Source organism: Streptosporangium brasiliense (genome assembly GCF_030811595.1).
GTDB lineage: Bacteria > Actinomycetota > Actinomycetes > Streptosporangiales > Streptosporangiaceae > Streptosporangium > Streptosporangium brasiliense.
The window spans coordinates 890,035-905,468 of record NZ_JAUSRB010000001.1 but is presented as its reverse complement, the minus strand read 5'-3'; the positions used below and the strand labels follow the sequence as shown (position 1 = coordinate 905,468).

General features: G+C 73.7%; 13 protein-coding genes. 4 read left to right on the top strand and 9 right to left on the bottom strand.

The window, feature by feature from the left end; translation table 11 throughout:
- Positions 1–57: 57 nt before the first annotated feature.
- The 3 genes from J2S55_RS03970 to J2S55_RS03960 all read left to right on the top strand — a co-directional run bounded on the left by J2S55_RS03970 (position 58) and on the right by J2S55_RS03960 (position 4,132).
- On the top strand, positions 58–1,017 hold the full coding sequence (locus J2S55_RS03970) for a LysR family transcriptional regulator (RefSeq protein ID WP_306857350.1): 960 nt from the start codon (positions 58–60) through the stop codon (positions 1,015–1,017).
- Between the two features lie 85 nt (positions 1,018–1,102).
- Positions 1,103–2,605, top strand: a complete 1,503-nt coding sequence (locus J2S55_RS03965) for a S1 family peptidase (protein WP_306857349.1) — start codon at positions 1,103–1,105, stop codon at positions 2,603–2,605.
- An 81-nt stretch (positions 2,606–2,686) separates the two neighbouring features.
- Complete coding sequence (locus J2S55_RS03960; RefSeq protein ID WP_306857348.1) at positions 2,687–4,132, top strand: hypothetical protein; 1,446 nt, start codon at positions 2,687–2,689, stop codon at positions 4,130–4,132.
- Here the strand turns inward: J2S55_RS03960 and J2S55_RS03955 are convergent.
- The 7 genes from J2S55_RS03955 to J2S55_RS03925 are packed head-to-tail and all read right to left on the bottom strand — an operon-like array spanning position 4,129 to position 12,193.
- Complete coding sequence (locus J2S55_RS03955; protein ID WP_306857347.1) at positions 4,129–4,839, bottom strand: N-acetylmannosamine-6-phosphate 2-epimerase; 711 nt, start codon at positions 4,837–4,839, stop codon at positions 4,129–4,131. The two genes, J2S55_RS03960 and J2S55_RS03955, sit on opposite strands and share 4 nt — an antisense overlap.
- Positions 4,836–5,747 carry an ROK family protein gene (locus J2S55_RS03950; protein WP_306857346.1) on the bottom strand — a complete coding sequence of 304 codons (912 nt, stop codon included), beginning with the start codon at positions 5,745–5,747 and terminating at the stop codon, positions 4,836–4,838. Before J2S55_RS03950 ends, J2S55_RS03955 begins: the two co-directional genes overlap by 4 nt.
- Positions 5,744–6,673 (bottom strand): dihydrodipicolinate synthase family protein, encoded by a 930-nt coding sequence (locus J2S55_RS03945; protein ID WP_306857345.1) that lies wholly within the window; start codon positions 6,671–6,673, stop codon positions 5,744–5,746. Before J2S55_RS03945 ends, J2S55_RS03950 begins: the two co-directional genes overlap by 4 nt.
- A complete protein-coding gene (locus J2S55_RS03940; protein WP_306857344.1) occupies positions 6,670–7,659 on the bottom strand; it encodes an oligopeptide/dipeptide ABC transporter ATP-binding protein in 990 nt (329 codons plus the stop codon). Before J2S55_RS03940 ends, J2S55_RS03945 begins: the two co-directional genes overlap by 4 nt.
- Positions 7,656–9,623 (bottom strand): dipeptide/oligopeptide/nickel ABC transporter permease/ATP-binding protein, encoded by a 1,968-nt coding sequence (locus J2S55_RS03935; RefSeq protein WP_306857343.1) that lies wholly within the window; start codon positions 9,621–9,623, stop codon positions 7,656–7,658. Before J2S55_RS03935 ends, J2S55_RS03940 begins: the two co-directional genes overlap by 4 nt.
- A gap of 2 nt (positions 9,624–9,625) precedes the next feature.
- Positions 9,626–10,576 (bottom strand): ABC transporter permease, encoded by a 951-nt coding sequence (locus J2S55_RS03930; protein WP_306857342.1) that lies wholly within the window; start codon positions 10,574–10,576, stop codon positions 9,626–9,628.
- Positions 10,577–10,600: 24 nt separating this feature from the next.
- The gene (locus J2S55_RS03925) at positions 10,601–12,193 is read right to left on the bottom strand and encodes an ABC transporter substrate-binding protein (protein ID WP_306857340.1); all 1,593 of its coding nucleotides are present in this window, start codon (positions 12,191–12,193) and stop codon (positions 10,601–10,603) included.
- 167 nt (positions 12,194–12,360) lie between these two features.
- On the opposite strand from J2S55_RS03925, the gene J2S55_RS03920 reads away from it, so the two are divergent.
- On the top strand, positions 12,361–13,047 hold the full coding sequence (locus J2S55_RS03920) for a FadR/GntR family transcriptional regulator (RefSeq protein ID WP_306857338.1): 687 nt from the start codon (positions 12,361–12,363) through the stop codon (positions 13,045–13,047).
- 349 nt (positions 13,048–13,396) lie between these two features.
- On the opposite strand, the gene J2S55_RS03915 is transcribed toward J2S55_RS03920, so the two are convergent.
- Together J2S55_RS03915 and J2S55_RS03910 are read right to left on the bottom strand one after the other, a co-directional pair.
- Positions 13,397–14,230, bottom strand: a complete 834-nt coding sequence (locus J2S55_RS03915; RefSeq protein ID WP_306857336.1) for an amidohydrolase family protein — start codon at positions 14,228–14,230, stop codon at positions 13,397–13,399.
- A gap of 281 nt (positions 14,231–14,511) precedes the next feature.
- On the bottom strand, positions 14,512–15,351 hold the full coding sequence (locus J2S55_RS03910) for a sugar phosphate isomerase/epimerase family protein (protein WP_306857335.1): 840 nt from the start codon (positions 15,349–15,351) through the stop codon (positions 14,512–14,514).
- Positions 15,352–15,434: the final 83 nt, after the last annotated feature.

Genomic DNA, 15,434 nt, shown 5'->3' with positions numbered 1-15,434 from the left:
CAGATTTCATGACTCGTTTGCATTGCAGCCATAACGCCGCGGCCTTACCTTCCCGGTATGGACCTTGAGCTCCGACACCTCAAGATCGTGCGGGCGGTCGCCGAGGCCGGGAGCGTCACCAAGGCGGCCACCCTCCTCGGGCTGGCCCAGCCCGCACTGACCGCGCAGCTCAAACGGATCGAGCGGGTGCTCGGAGGGGCTCTTTTCGAACGCGACCACAACGGCGCGCGGCCCACACCCCTCGGGGAGCTGGTGCTGTCCAGGGCGATGGTGCTGCTGCCCGCCGCCCGGGAGCTGCAGGAGGAGGCGGTCCGGTTCGCCAACGCCAGCGGCGAGGTCCCCAGCTACCGGCTGGGCGCCACCAACGGGCCGATCCTGGGTGGGCTGGTCGACCGGCTCGCCACGGCGTGGCCGTCGACGCCGGTGAGCACCTACACCTCCTGGTCGGCCAAGGAGCTCACCACGATGGTCATGCTCGGCCGGCTCGACTTCGCGCTCATCGGCGCCTGCGGGGAGAGCCCCCCGCCGGTGGAAGGGCCGGTGGTGTGGCTGACCGTGGGGGTGGACCCGGTCTTCGTGATGCTGGAGGAGAACCACCCGCTGGTCGGCCGGGAGGAGGTGGCGCTGGCCGAGCTGGCCGGAGAGCGGTGGGCGGTCACCCCCGGAGACAGCTGTTTCGGTGACTGCTTCGCCACGGCCTGCGCCCGCGCGGGCTTCACCCCCCGGACGATCTATGAGACCGACGTGGCCACGTGCACGCACCTGGCCAAGGTCGGACGCGCCGCCGTACTGTGCCAGGCGACCTTCCAACCGACCCCGGGCGTGGCGACGGTCCCGCTCGCCGACGCGCCGCTGCGCTGGCGGCAGCTGCTCGGCTGGCATCCGGAGGGCGCGGCCGCGCGGGTCGCGGCGTCGATCGCCGAGCACGCCAAGGCCGCCCACGCCGACGCGGTGCGGCGCAGCGCGCGGTATGCCGCCTGGCTGGCCGGCAACCCCCGGTTCGGCACCTCCCCATAACGCGGCGGTAGGGAGCATTTGGTAGAACCACGCCCCGTGTGAGCACCGCTACCTTGGCGGCACCCCCCACACGAGGAGACGACACATGCTCCGCAGAAGTGCCGTGTCCGCGGGCTTCGCGCTCGCGTTCACCCTGGTGGTCACCCCCGCCACCGCCCAGGCCGGTCCCGGCGGCGACCCCGCCCCGTCCGCGTTCGCCACGGCCCGGGCACAGGCGGCGGCCGCCAGGCCCGCCCCCGCCATGATCGACGCCCTCAGGCGCGACCTCGGGATCACCGGCGAGCAGGCCGTGGCCCGGCTCGTCAACGAGGCCGCCGCGGCCAAGGTCGAGCCCGCCGTCCGCGGGCAGCTCGGCAAGGACTTCGCCGGCGCCTGGGTGAGCGGCCCCACCTCCGAGTTCGTGGTCGCCACCACCGACTCGACGAAGATCACCACTATTCTCCGCGCCGGCGCGGAGGCCAAGCTCGTCAAGCACTCGCTGGCCACGCTGGAGGCGGCCAGGGAGCGGCTCGACGCCGTCGCCGGCGCGCCGTACGGGGCCGTGCCCTCCTGGTACGTCGACGTGCGCAGCAACAGCGTCGTGGTGCTGGCGGGCGACACCGCCGCCGCGGAGGCGTTCGTGAACGCCGCCGGCCTCGACAGGGCGCTGGTCCGCGTGGAGACCTCCACCGAGCGGCCCCGGCCGTTCTACGACGTCCGCGGCGGCGACGCCTACTACATCGGCAGCGGCTCCCGCTGCTCGGTCGGCTTCTCGGTCACCCGCGGCACCCAGGGCGGCTTCGCCACCGCGGGCCACTGCGGCACCATCGGGGCCAGCACCAAGGGCTCCAACCAGGTCGCGCAGGGCACCTTCCAGGGCTCGTCCTTCCCCGGCAACGACTACGCCTGGGTCGCGGTCAACTCCAACTGGACGCCGGTCGGCGTGGTGAACGGCTACAGCAACGGCATCGTCCAGGTCGGCGGGTCGGCCGACGCGGCCGTGGGCTCGTCGGTCTGCCGGGCCGGCTCGACCACCGGCTGGCACTGCGGCACCATCCAGGCCCGCAACGCCAGCGTCACCTACCCCGAGGGCACCATCACCGGCCTGGGCCGCACCAGCGTGTGCGCCGAGCCCGGCGACTCCGGCGGCTCCTACATCTCCGGCAGCCAGGCCCAGGGCGTCACCTCCGGCGGCTCGGGCAACTGCTCATCCGGCGGCACGACCTTCTTCCAGCCGATCAACGAGATCCTCCAGGTCTACGGGCTCACCCTGGTCACCGGGGACGGCAACCCGCCGGCCGGCTGCGGCGGCTACCAGAACACCTACAACGGCTCGCTGACCTCCAACCAGAGCGTCTACCAGCCCGGCAGCGGCGGCTACACCGCCGGCGCCGGCGTGCAGCGCATCTGTCTGGACGGCCCCAACGGCACCGACTACGACGCCTACCTGCAGAAGCTGAACGGCTCCACCTGGACCGACGTGGCCAGTGGGACCACCCCCAACCCCGACGAGGCCTTCACCTACAACGGCACCGCGGGCACCTACCGTGTGCGGGTCCACGCCTACAGCGGTTCGGGCTCCTACACCCTGGGCGTGACCAGGCCGTAACCGCCCGCGCGCCACGCGCCGCCGTCCCCTTCGAGAGGGGCGGCGGCGCCGTCGTGTCCGGATGTCCAGAAGAATGGACAGATGAGCGAGCTTCTGAGGTTGAGCGAGGGCGCGGTGCTGACGCACCTGGTCACCCGGGCCGAGCTGGCGGCCGGCGCGCTGACGGCCGTCGACGACCTGCGGCTGTGGGCACGGCTGGCCGACGGCGGCGGGGTGCCGCTGGCCGGGGGCGGCCGGGTCCGCACCGTGGTCGAGGCGGGCGAGCCGTCCCTGACGGGGCCCGAGGGCTGGCTGTCGGGGGTGGCGCCGGAGGACCTGGTCGCGCTGCGCCTGCGCGACGGCGCGCTGGAGCTGTCGACCACGGAGCTGACCGACTTCCCCGCCGAGCGGGCGATCCGGGTCGTCCAGGAGTTCGGTGAGCAGGCGCTCGACGCGCTGCGCGCCTTCGCCGAGGGGCTGGAGCCCGCTCCCGGCGTCTCCATCGACGTCGTGGTCCTCGAACTGCTGATGAAAGCCCCGGAGACCTTCGCCGACCCGCTCCCGCCGCTGGCCCCGCTGCTGCGTGAGGCCTCGCTGGAGCTGCGGGGAGGCCGGGTCGGCATCGTGGGCGCGCCGTGGGACACCGCTTCGGTCGCCGACCTGGCCCCGCTGGACGTCATCAGGCTGGCCCTGGTCCGCAGCGCGCTGCGGACCTACGCCGAGGGCGCCGACCTGTCCAAGGCGATCACCTACCTGTCCCGTTCGGAGGCGGTGCTCGCCAGGGTCGCCGACGAGGTGGAGCGCGAGCCGCTCGCCCCCGCCCTGATCGAGGCGCTCCCGCGCACCGAGCCGGCGGCGCTGCTGCTGATCGCCAGGTCGGCCGAGGGCGAGGGCCGGTCGTTCGAGGCGGCCGGGCTCGTCCACGAGGTGCTCTCCCTCTCCCCTGGCCTGGCGCCGGCCGAGCGGGACGCGGCCGAGTACGCCGCCTGCCGTACGGCCCCGGACGACCCGCTGCCGGCACGGGCCGCGCACCTGTTCCGGCAGCTGCTCGCCTATGGCTACCGCCCGGCCCGCCGCCGCCTGATCGACGACCTGGTCGCGCTGAGCGTCCGGGTGGCCGAGCCCGCCCTGGCCGACCTGGCGCTGTTCGAGAACGACGTCGTCGGGGAGTTCCTGGACGCGCGGGGCGAGTGGCTGCGCGACGACGAGGCGGAGCTGCTGGAGTCCTGGCGCAGGACGCCGCTGCGGCTGTGGGAGGTCCTCGACGTCTCCGGGGAGGAGATCACCCTGCGCGAGGCGGGCGGCGAGGGCGGGGGCCCGGTGACGCTGGCCGACGAGCTGCTCCCCCGGCAGGCCCTGCCCGGTGACCTGATGCTGACCAGGCTGCTGGGCGACGGGGAGGGCCCGCACGTGTTCGGCCACCCGTTCAAAGTGGACCCGGCCCGCAAGGACGAGATGCTCGCCCTGCTCACCGACCCGGTCGACCCCTACGCGGTGGCAGCCTTCTTCCGCCGGGCCGGGCGGGCCCCCGGCACGGCGCCCGGCTAGCCGGACGGCCCGGACGACCGGCCCGCCCGCTGGGCGCCGGCGGCGGCCTGGGCGAACCAGCGGGTGATGCTCGCCGGATGGGTGATGGCGGTGCCGACGACCACCGCGTGCGCTCCCCGCCGGATGGCCTCGGCGGCCTGCTCCGGGGTGTGGATCCGGCCTTCGGCGATCACCGGGACCGGCAGGTCGCGGGAGAGCCGGGCGACCAGGTCGAGGTCCGGGCCGGGGCCGCCGCGCGAGTACGGCGTGTAGCCGGCGAGCGTCGTCCCCACGAGGTCGGCGCCCGCTCCGGCCGCCGCGACGCCCTCGTCATAGGTCGAGACGTCGGCCATCACCAGCCGGCCGGTCCGTTCCCGCACCGCCCGGACGGTCTGCGCGAGGGTCCGGCCGTCGGGCCGGGGACGGGCGGTGCCGTCGAGGGCCACGATGTCGGCGCCCGCCCCGGCGACCGCGAGGGCGTGTTCGAGCGTCGGCGTGATGAAGACGTCGCCGTCGCCGTCCTTCCACAGACCGATGAGGGGCAGGTCGAGCGCGGCCCGGATCCGGCGCAGGTCCTCCAGCCCCTGCGCACGGATGCCTGCCGCCCCGCCGGCGCTGACGGACCGGGCCACCCGGCACATCGTGTCGGCGTCGCGCATCGGCTCGCCGGGGTAGGCCTGGCAGGACACGATGAGGCGGCCGCGGACCGCGGCGAGCAGCGGGTTCATCCGGCCGCCTCCAGCGCCATGCGGGCGGCGCCGAGCAGGGCGGCGTCACCGCCGAGCGCGGCCGGCACGACCGGCACCTCGCGCAGCGAGGGCAGCGCCTCGGCGCGGATCCCCTCCCGCAGCGCCCGCCACCACAGCGCCCCGCACGCGGCGACGCCACCCCCGACCACGACGATCTCGGGGTCGATGACGTTCATGAGTCCTCCGATCGTCGAGCCGAGCGCGGCGGCCCCCCGGGTCAGGACGGCCGCGGCGACCCGGTCGCCGTCCGCGGCGAGCCGGGCGACGTCGGCCAGGTGCGCGGCCCCGGCCCCGGCCCGGCCGCGGTAGTCCGCCAGCAGGGCGGGGCCGGACGCGACCGCCTCGACGTGCCCGCGCCCGCCGCACGGGCAGGGCAGGCCGGCCGCCGCCGCGGCGGGCACGTGGCCGGCGTGGCCGGCCACCGAGTGCGCGCCGCGCAGCACCCGCCCGCCGATGACGACGGAGGCCCCGATCCCGGTGCCCGCCGCCACCAGCAGCACGTCGGCGTGGCCGGCGGCGGCGCCGCGCCACTGCTCGCCGAGCGCGTGCGCGTGCACGTCGTTGTCCACGGCGACGGGCAGGCCGAGCCTGCGGGAGACCTCTCCGCGCAGGTCCGTGCCGGCCCATCCGGTGATGGCGTCGGTGGCCGAGACGATCACGCCGCGCCGCGGGTCCACGACCCCGGCGCTGCCGATGCCCACCGCCGCGACGTCCCCGGCCCCTGCGGCCAGCTCGCGGACCAGGTCCACGGCGGTGTCCACGACCGCCGCCGGACCCCGCGCCGCCGGGGTCGGCAGCGTCCGTACGGCCAGCAGGGCGCCGGAGCGGTCGACCAGCCCGGCGGCGGTCTTGGTGCCGCCGATGTCCACGCCGACGACGACGGTCACAGCAGCCCGGCCTCTTCGAGGTGGGCGGCCACGGTCCGGGTCTCGTCGGCGGTCAGCTCGCGCATGGGCGGCGAGACGGCCGCGCCCGCGATGACACCGCGCAGGGCGAGGGCCGTCTTGAACGCGCCGACGCCCTTCGTGCTGCCCCCGGCGGTCGCCGGTGAGGCGGCCTCGACGATCCGGAACAGCCGGGTCAGCCGGTCCTGCTCGGCCTTGGCGTCCGCCCAGCGACCCTCGGCGCAGGCCCGCACCAGGCGCACGTAGCCGTGCGGGTCGACGTTGCCGAGACCGGGCACCACGCCGTCCGCGCCGGCGAGCATCATCGCGTCGACGACGACCTCGTGGCCGGTCAGCGCCGCGAACCCGGGCAGCCCGGCGGTGCCGAGCACCACCTGGCGGAAGCCGACGTCGTCGCCGCTGGAGTCCTTGAGGCCGTCGATGACGCCGTCGGCGGCCAGCGACAGCACCTGGTCCACGGCGAGCTTGGTGTGCACCGACACCGGCACGTCGTAGGCGAACATCGGCAGGTCGACCGCGGCCCGGACCGCCCGGAAGTGGCGGTCGACCTCCAGGGGATGGACGCGGGTGTAGAACGGCGCGGTCACCACGGTCGCGTCGGCGCCGAGCTCGGCGGCGACCTCGGCCCGCTCGATCACGCGGGCGGTCGTCGTCTCGATGCACCCGGCGAGCACCGGGACCCGGCCCGCGGCCGTCCGCACCACGGCCTCCAGTGCCCGGTCGCGCCGGGCGTCGGTGAGGAAGGCGGCCTCGCCGGAGCTGCCGAGCGCGAACAGGCCGGTGACGCCCGCCTCGATCAGGAACTCGACCAGCCGCTCCAGCGACGGCACGTCGACCTCTCCACCCGGCGTCAGGGGGGTGACGATCGGGGGGACGACGCCGCTGAAGCGGGACTCACGGGGACTCACGGGGTTCTCCTTACGGGGGATTCGGGATGAACGCAGTGCCAGGAGTGCCGGCTCTCCCGGCCTGCCTGGCCGGCCGGCGGGAACCGCGCCGAGCACTCGTCTGTGGCCTTCCAGCAGCGGGTGCGGAACGGGCAGCCCGACGGCGGATGCGTCGCCGACGGCACGGGGCCGGTCAGCACGATCCGCTCGGTGTCGCCGAGCAGGCTCGGGGTGGCCGAGAACAGCGCGCGCGTGTAGGGATGGCGGGCCTCGCCCGCCACCTCGGCGGCCGGGCCCTCCTCCACGACGCGGCCGAGATACATGACCGCGATCCGGTCGGCGAGATAGCGGACGGTCTGGATGTCGTGGGAGATGAAGACCAGGCCCAGGCCCAGGCTCGCGCGCAGGTCGACCAGCAGGTTGAGCACCTGGGCGCGGACCGAGACGTCGAGGGCGCTGGTGGGCTCGTCGGCGACGATCACATCGGGTCCCAGGGCCAGGGCCCGGGCCACGGCGACCCGCTGGCGCTGGCCGCCGGACAGCCGGCCGGGCAGCGCGTCGGCGATGTGCCCGGGCAGCCCGACCAGGTCGAGCAGGTCGCGCACGCGCGCCTCGCGCTGCCGTACGGTCCCGCGCCGGTGGATGTCCAGCGGGTCACGCAGGATGCGCCGGACCGGCAGCCTCGGGTTGAGGGCGGTGGAGGCGTCCTGGAACACCATGCCGACGGAGGTGCCGAAGGTCTCGCGCCGCGTCTTCGCCGGCATCGACCACAGGTCCTCGCCGCGGAAGCGGACCGTCCCCGAGGTGGGCGCCTGCAGGCCGACCACCACCTTGGCGAGGGTCGACTTGCCGCAGCCGGACTCCCCGACGACGCCGAGGATCTCGCCCCGCCCGACCGACACCGTGGCGTCGGTGAGAGCGTAGACCCTGTCGCGGCTGAACATCCCGCCGCTGCGCGCGGTGTGCACGACGTGGACCTGTTCGAGGCTTACGACCGGTCCGTTCACAGCTGTCCCCCTTCGCGGACGGCGCCTGGATGGAAGCAGGCGTGCGCGTGCTCGCGCGGGTCGCCGGTGAGCTCCGGCCGCGACGCCCGGCACGCCGCGGTGGCGGCGGCGCAGCGGCCGGCGAAACGGCACCCCGGGCCGAAGTCCTGCGGCGCGGGCACCACGCCGGGCACCTGGTGCAGCCGCTCGGCCTCGGCCTCCAGGGAGAGCACGGAGCCGAGCAGGCCGCGGGCGTAGTGGTGCCGCACGCCGGACAGCAGCCGCGGGGCCGTGCCGACCTCGGCGAGCTGGCCCGCGTACATCACCGCGATCCGGTGCGCGAGCTCGCCGACCAGGGCGAGGTCGTGCGAGACGAGCACCATGGCGAAGCCGAGCTCGTCCCTGAGCCGGCCGAGCAGCTCGACGACCTGGGCCTGCACGGTCACGTCGAGGGCTGTCGTCGGCTCGTCGGCGACGAGCAGGCGCGGGCTGCGCGAGAGCGCCATCGCGATCAGCACCCGCTGGCGCTGGCCGCCGGACAGCTCGTGCGGGTAGCTGCGCAGGGTCCGCCGCGGGTCCAGGCCCACGAGTCCGAGCAGCTCCTCCGGCGTCCGGGTGCCGCCCCTGCGGGTCAGCTGCCGCAGTTGGGAGCCGACGAGGACCGACGGGTTCAGCGACGACATGGCGTCCTGGTAGACCATGGCGATCTCCGGGCCGGAGATCGCCCGCCGCTGCCGAGCAGGGAGGGCGAGGATGTCCCGCCCGTCGTACTCGATCCGGCCGCTGACCTGCGCGCCGCGGGGCAGCAGGCCCATGACCGCCAGGCTGGTCAGGCTCTTGCCGCAGCCGGACTCCCCGACCAGGCCGAGCGTCTCGCCGCCGCGCACCTCGAAGGAGAGCGACTGCACGACGGGGACGTCGCCATAGCGCTGGGGGAAGCGGATCGTGAGGTCCTGGACCGACAGCAGGGTCCCGGCCGAGGGGGACAGCGGCGCGACCCGGGGCTCGCGCCCGGCCATCACCGCGGCGAGCCGGGCGAGCGCGGCGTCGACCTCGGCGCTCGGGGCGGGGATCGGGCTCCCACCGGCGGGTACGGGGACCACGTCGGCTCCGGCCCGCGGCCGCCTGCGCCGGGCCGTGCGGGGGGCCGCCCACGCGTCGGTCAGCCCCTCGGCGAGCAGGTTGAGCGCGAGCACCGTCAGCAGGATCGCCAGCCCGGGGAAGAACGTGGCCCACCAGCCGCCGGCGAGCACGATCTGCCGGCCGTACGCCAGGACGTTGCCCCAGCTCGGCGCCGGGTCCTGGACGCCCGCGCCGATGAACGACAGGCTGGCCTCGAAGATGATCACTTCGGCCACCAGGAGGGTGGCGAAGACCAGGATCGGCGCGGCGCAGTTGATGGCGACGTGCTTGACCAGGATGTACCAGCGGGGGCCGCCGATCACCCGCTCGGCGGCGACGTAGTCCTCGCCGTACTGCGCCAGGACGTTGGCCCGCACGACGCGGGTGAGGTGGGGCACGTACAGGAAGGAGATGGTCAGCGTCAGCAGCATGAGGTCGCGGCCGAAGACCGCCACCAGCACCGCGGCCAGCGCGATGGGCGGGAAGGCCATGATCACGTCGAGGACGCGCATGATGCCCTCCCCGACGATCTTCCGGGAGGTCGCCGCGAGGCTGCCGAGCACCGCGCCGACGAGCACCGCCACCGCGGTGGCGCCCAGGCCGACGAGGAGCGAGGACCGGGCGCCGTGCGCGACCCGGGCGAAGACGTCACGGCCGGCGCGGTCGGTGCCGAACCAGTGCTCGGCGCCCGGCGGGGTGGCCGGGACGCCGGTCGCCAGTGGGTCGCCCACGATGAGCGGGGCCAGGAGGGCCAGCAGCCCCACCGCCACGAGGACGGCCAGGGAGACGGCCGTGACCGGCGACAGGCGGGACAGGCTGATGCCCGGGCGGGTCAGCCGGGCGGCGAGCTGTGGTCGGAACATGGTCACACCACCCGGATCCGCGGGTTGACGACGAGGTAGAGCAGGTCGACGACGAGGTTCACCACGAGGAACGACAGCGCGATCGTCAGCACCGCCCCCTGGACCAGGGCGACGTCGCCGTTGGTGACGCCGTCGAGGATGAGCTTGCCCATGCCGGGCAGGTCGAAGATCGTCTCGATGACCACGGCCCCGCTCAGCAGGTAGCCCACCCGGAGTCCGAGCACGGTCAGCGGGGTGATGAGGGCGTTGCGCAGCGCGCCGCGGATGACGATCCACCGGGGCAGGCCGTTGCCGGTGGCGGTGCGGACGTAGTCGCGGTCGAGCTCCTCGACCATCGAGGTGCGCACCAGCCGTGCCAGGGAGGCCGCCACGGGCACCGCGGTCGCGATCGCCGGGAGCGCGAGCGAGCGCAGCCACCCGGTGAGGGAGTCGGCCGGGTTGACGTAGCCGCCGGTCGGGAACAGCTCGACGCCGAGCGCGAACTCCTGGATGAGCAGGATGCCCAGCCAGAAGGACGGCACCGCCACGCCCGCGATGGACAGCAGGCGGGTCACCTGGTCCGGCCAGCGGTCGCGGTGGAGGGCGCCGGTGACCCCGAGGGCGACCGCCAGGACGACCGCGAGCACCAGGGCCAGCAGGGTGAGCTGCATGGTCAGCGGGAAGGCCGTGACGATGCGGTCGACCACCGGGGCGGCCGGCGGGGCGGTGTGGCCCAGGTCGCCATGGACGAGCTGCCCCAGGAACCGCAGGTAGCGCACCGGCAGCGGGTCGTCCAGCCCGTGGGCCGCCGCGTAGGCCGCGCGCGCCTCCTGGCTCGCGCTCTCACCGAGCGCGTTGTACGCCGGGTCGTTGGGCGAGAACTGGAGGACGACGAAGACGAGCAAGGTGACCCCGACGAGCATGAGCGGCAGGATCACCAGCCGTCTGGCGGCCAGTCGTAGGAACGCGAACATGGTGACTTTCTCGTCGCGGGCGGATCAGGCGAGGCCGACGTCGAGGAACGACAGGCCCGTCGTGGGGATGGGCCTGAAGCCGGTGAGCTTCTTGTCGTCCCAGGCGGTGGGCAGCTTGCGGTGCAGGATCGGGTAGAGCGGCGCCTCCTCGGCGATGACGTCGACCGCCTCGGCCCACAGCTTCTTCTGCTCGGCCGCGTCCTCGCTCCTGGCCGCCCTGTCGAGCAGTCGCAGGACCCGCCGGGCCTCCTCGGTGCCCTCCCAGCGGAACCGCTTCGCCGGCCAGAGTCCGTCGAAGAACCAGCGGAGCAGCAGGTCCATGTCGTTGCCGAAGACCGACGGGTCGCCGGGCGCCACCAGGATCTGGAACTTCCCGGGGTCGATCTTGTTGGTGTACTGCCCGCCGGACTGGCCGATGTCGAGGGCGGTGGTCACGCCGACGGCGTCCCAGCCCTCCTTGATGACCGGGACGGCGTCCTTCACCCAGCCGGTGTCGGTGGTCACCATGGTGACGTTCAGGCCGGAGACGCCGGCCTCCTTCAGCAGGGCCCTGGCCCTGTCCGGGTCGTAGCCGTAGACGGTGGCGGCCCTGGCGTAGGCCGGGTGGGTCTCCTGCACGTATCCCGTGGCGGCGGTGGCGTTGCCGAGCATCGCCGTCTTGATCACCTTGTCGGTGTCGATGGCGTAGTGCAGCGCCTGGCGCACGCGCCTGTCGTCGAAGGGCTTCTCGGCGCAGTTGAACATGAGGAAGAGCAGGCCGAAGGACTGCGCGGCCTCCAGCTTGTGCTTCTGGCCGACCTTCTGCACGTCGATGTAGGGGACGTCCTCGATGGCCGCGACCCGGCCCGACTCCAGCGCGGTGACGCGGGCGGAGGAGTCCGACAGCAGCCGCCAGACCATGTTCTTGACCTTGGCGGGGCGGGTGCCGTTGTACTTGTCCCACCTCTCGAAGACGATCTTGTCTTCCTTGGTGGCCTCGACCAGCCGGTAGGGACCGGACCCGACGGGTCTGGCGTCGAAGGCGGTCTTGTCCTTCTCGACGAGGGCCTTCGGCACGATCTTGACGACCGCGAGGCGCTCCTTCAGGAGCGGGAAGGCGTACTTGAGCTTGATCTCCACGGTCTTGCCGTCGGCCGCGGTGACGCCCTCGACGAACGGGATGAACTGCACCATGAGCGAGGCATTGGCCGGCTCCATCACGCGCCGGAAGCTGAAGGCCACGTCCTCGGCCGTCACGGCGGAGCCGTCGTGGAAGGTGGCGCCCTCGCGGAGCACGACCCTGTACGTCGTGTCGTCGACCTTCTCCAGGTCGCCGGCCGCGAGCGCGGCGTAGGACTCGCGGGTCACCGGGTCGAGGTCGAACAGGGCCTCGAAGACGTGCATGTTGGCGGCGACCGGCGTCGCGCCGGAGGAGGTCATCGGGTCGAAGCCGGTGGACAGGGCGTAGGAGATTCCGGCCTCGATCGTGTCGCCGGCGGCAGCCGGCGCGGCGCTCCCGGTCGAGGCGGGTCCGGAGCAGGCGGCCAGCGAGCCCGCGAACGCGGTGGCGGCGCTCACGGCCCCGACGAACTGCAGGAATCCGCGGCGGTTCATGGGCGCGGCTGGGGGGTGGGTCACGTCGTCCACTCCTTTGGTCGGGGCATCGAGAGGGCCGGTCGGGATTTCGGACAATCATATGACGTCTGATGTCTGATGCCGATAAGGTTGGAATGTAGACGGGCCCACCAAGGAAGGGCAAGAGGTTGGTTGAGATCGAGTCCATCTCGCGAAGGTCACGCGGCGCGATGTTGCGCCAGCATGAGGTGGCGGAGCGCATCAAGCAGTACATCCTGCAGAACCGCCTGCGACCCGGTGACCCGCTGCCCACCGAGACGGAGCTGTGCGCCGCCGTGGGGGCCAGCCGCTCCAGCGTCCGCGAGGCGATCAAGACCCTCACCGCCCTCGACATCGTCGAGGTGCGCCACGGGCACGGCACCTACGTCGGGCGACTGTCCCTCGCCGCGCTCGTCGAGAGCCTGACCTTCCGGGGGCTGCTCAGCCGGGCCGACGACTTCCGGGTGCTCTCCGAGCTGGTCGAGGTCCGCCAGACGATCGAGCAGGGGCTGGCCGGCTCCATCATCGCCGCCTTCAACGACACCCTCCACGAGGAACTGCTCGACCTCGCCGAGCAGATGGCCGAGCACGCGGCCCGCGGTGAGTCCTTCATAGAGCAGGACCGCGAGTTCCACCTGCTGCTCATGGAACCGCTGGGCAACGAGCTGATCACTCAGCTCACGGCCGCGTTCTGGGACGTCCACGCCATCGTGGCGCACACGTTGGACACCAGCCCCGAGTCGGTGCGGGAGACCGTCGAGGCGCACCACGCGATCGTCGCGGCCGTCGCCACCGGTGACGTCGCCGCGTTCGTCCAGGCCATCGAGGCCCATTACACCCCGGTCCGGCGGCGCCTCCAGGAGGGGCTCGGACACTGACCCCCACCGGCACGTGACGGCGCGCGCCCCCGTGGCGCCGCGCCCCTCGGAGCCCTCCATGTCACACGCCGTCACGTCGCACGCGTCACGACACGTCGCGTCATGTGCGACGTGACGTGACGCGTGCGATCTCGCGTGCCCGTCATGACACACGCGGGACCTCGCGCGCCTGTCACGACACACGCGAGAGCTCACATGCCGTCGCATCACACGCGGGACCTCGCGCGCCTGTCACGACACACGCGAGAGCTCACATGCCGTCGCATCACACATGGGACCTCGCGCGCCTGTCACGACACACGCGGGACCTCGCGTGCCGTCGCGTCACACGCGTCGCGTCACGGCGGATTCAGGCGATGCCGTAGACGCGGGCGGCCACCCCGCCGAACACCTCCTCGCGCTCGGACGCCGACAGGCGCGCGGTGAGCCCGCGGGTGGTCTCCAGCACAGTCTCGTACGGCGCGGCGAGCAGGCAGACCGGCCAGTCGGAGCCGAACATGACCCGGCCGGGCCCGAACGCCTCCAGCACCACGTCGGCGTAGGGCCGCAGGTCCGCGGCCGTCCAGCCGGCCCAGTCGGCCTCGGTGACCAGGCCCGACAGCTTGCAGGTGACGTTCGGGCGGGTGGCCAGCTCCCGGACCAGCGCGGCCCACGGCTCCAGCGCCCCGGTGGCGACCGGCGGCTTGGAGCAGTGGTCGAGCACGAACTCCAGGCCGGGCAGCGCGGTCACGGTCTCGATCGCGGCGGGCAGCTGGTGCGGGAGGGTGAGCAGCTCGTAGACCAGCCCCGCCCGCCCGACGGCCGCCAGGCCGCGCCGTACGTCGTCCCGGCAGAGCCAGCGCGGGTCGGCCTCGCCCTGCACCTGGTGCCGGACGCCGCGCAGGTATCCGCCGCCGGGCGCGGCCCGCAGCGCGGCGAGGTCGTCGGCCGCCGAGGGGGCGGTCAGGTCGGTCCAGCCGACCACCGCCGCGATCAGGTCGTGCGCCTCGGCCAGGGCCAGGAACTCCGGCGTCTCCTCCGGCACGGAGATCGTCTGCACGAGCACCGTGGCCGCGACCCCGGCGGCGGCCGCCGGCAGGTCCTCGACGCCGAAGCTCCTGCGCAGCGGGGCCATCTCCGGGCCGGTGATCCAGCCCTGGTCCCGCACGGACAGGTCCCACACATGGTGATGCGCGTCGATCATGGCTCTCCCGGGGCGATTGATCCGATCATTCAACCGAACCAGGCCGCACAGGACAAGTCACGGCCGGTCATTTCGGAATAATGATCGGACCTCAGCGCGTGGCCATGGGCCGATCCACCGGAGAACGCACGCAGAGAGGACAGAGGCCGCCGCCCGGTCGGTCCGCGGCGGGGGGACGCCGCACCGGGAAGGGCCTCCCGGGGCCGCCGGGAGGCCGGATCCCCCGGCGACCCCTCCGCGGGCTCCGGCGGGACGGGCCGGTACGGCCCGGCGGCGGCCGTTCAGAGGGTGCGCAGGAAGGCCAGGCCCTGGGTGGCGAGGTCGTCCTGGGTCGCGGCGAGCGGCCGCCAGACCGAGGCGGCGGTCGCGATCGACCGGTTGTGCGCGGTGAAGGACTCGATGCAGAGCGGGCCCCGGTAGCCCACCTCCTGCAGCGCCCCCGCCAGGCCCGGCCAGTCCAGGTGGTCGGCCCCGGGGGCGCCCCGGTCGTTGGCGCAGACCTGCACGTGCGCGATCAGCTCCCCCGCCTGCCGGACGGCCGCCGCGGGATCGCGCTCCTCGATGTTCATGTGGTAGACGTCCAGCGCGAGACCGACGCCCGGGATCCCGCCCACCGCCTCGACGGCCTGCCCGACCGTGTTGATCAGGCTGCTCTCGTAGCGGTTGAGCGGCTCGACGGCGACCGTCACCCCCCGCTCGGCCGCGTACTCCCCGACCGGGGCCAGGTTCTCGCGCAGCTGGGCGTAGCAGGCCGGCCGCTCCTCCTCCGACATCCGCCAGGTCCGCCCCACCGACGCGTACGCCGGCCCGGCGATCACCGGGCTCCCCACGGCCACCGCGGCGTCCACGCAGCGCCGCAGGTAGTCCCGGGTCGTCCGGAACGTCTCGCCGTCGGCCGCGACGAGCTCCCTGCCCGGGGGCATGACCAGCACCACCGACGCCTTCAGCCCGAGCTCTCCCAGCAGGTCGGCCGCCCGCTCGGGGTCCCAGTCGCCGATCTGCTCCATCGGCAGCTCGATCGCGTCGAATCCCCAGCCGGCCACCTTCGGGGCCAGCCGCATGAGGTCCTCATCCGTCAGCGGCGAGACCCACACCCACGTGTTGACACCGATGGAGAACACCGTCAACCCCTCCCTCTTCCTTCTCGTGAACGCTCCTCGCGAACGCCGTCGCGAACGCCATCGTGAACGCTCCTCGCGAACGC

What these genes read in the sequence shown, in the direction of transcription:
- J2S55_RS03970 (WP_306857350.1), top strand. Translation starts at nt 58, where the DNA reads ATGGACCTTGAGCTCCGACACCTCAAGATCGTGCGGGCGGTCGCCGAG.
- J2S55_RS03930 (WP_306857342.1), bottom strand. Translation starts at nt 10,576, where the DNA reads ATGTTCGCGTTCCTACGACTGGCCGCCAGACGGCTGGTGATCCTGCCG.
- J2S55_RS03920 (WP_306857338.1), top strand. Translation starts at nt 12,361, where the DNA reads ATGTTGCGCCAGCATGAGGTGGCGGAGCGCATCAAGCAGTACATCCTG.
- J2S55_RS03935 (WP_306857343.1), bottom strand. Translation starts at nt 9,623, where the DNA reads ATGTTCCGACCACAGCTCGCCGCCCGGCTGACCCGCCCGGGCATCAGC.
- J2S55_RS03965 (WP_306857349.1), top strand. Translation starts at nt 1,103, where the DNA reads ATGCTCCGCAGAAGTGCCGTGTCCGCGGGCTTCGCGCTCGCGTTCACC.
- J2S55_RS03915 (WP_306857336.1), bottom strand. Translation starts at nt 14,230, where the DNA reads ATGATCGACGCGCATCACCATGTGTGGGACCTGTCCGTGCGGGACCAG.
- J2S55_RS03955 (WP_306857347.1), bottom strand. Translation starts at nt 4,839, where the DNA reads ATGAACCCGCTGCTCGCCGCGGTCCGCGGCCGCCTCATCGTGTCCTGC.
- J2S55_RS03960 (WP_306857348.1), top strand. Translation starts at nt 2,687, where the DNA reads ATGAGCGAGCTTCTGAGGTTGAGCGAGGGCGCGGTGCTGACGCACCTG.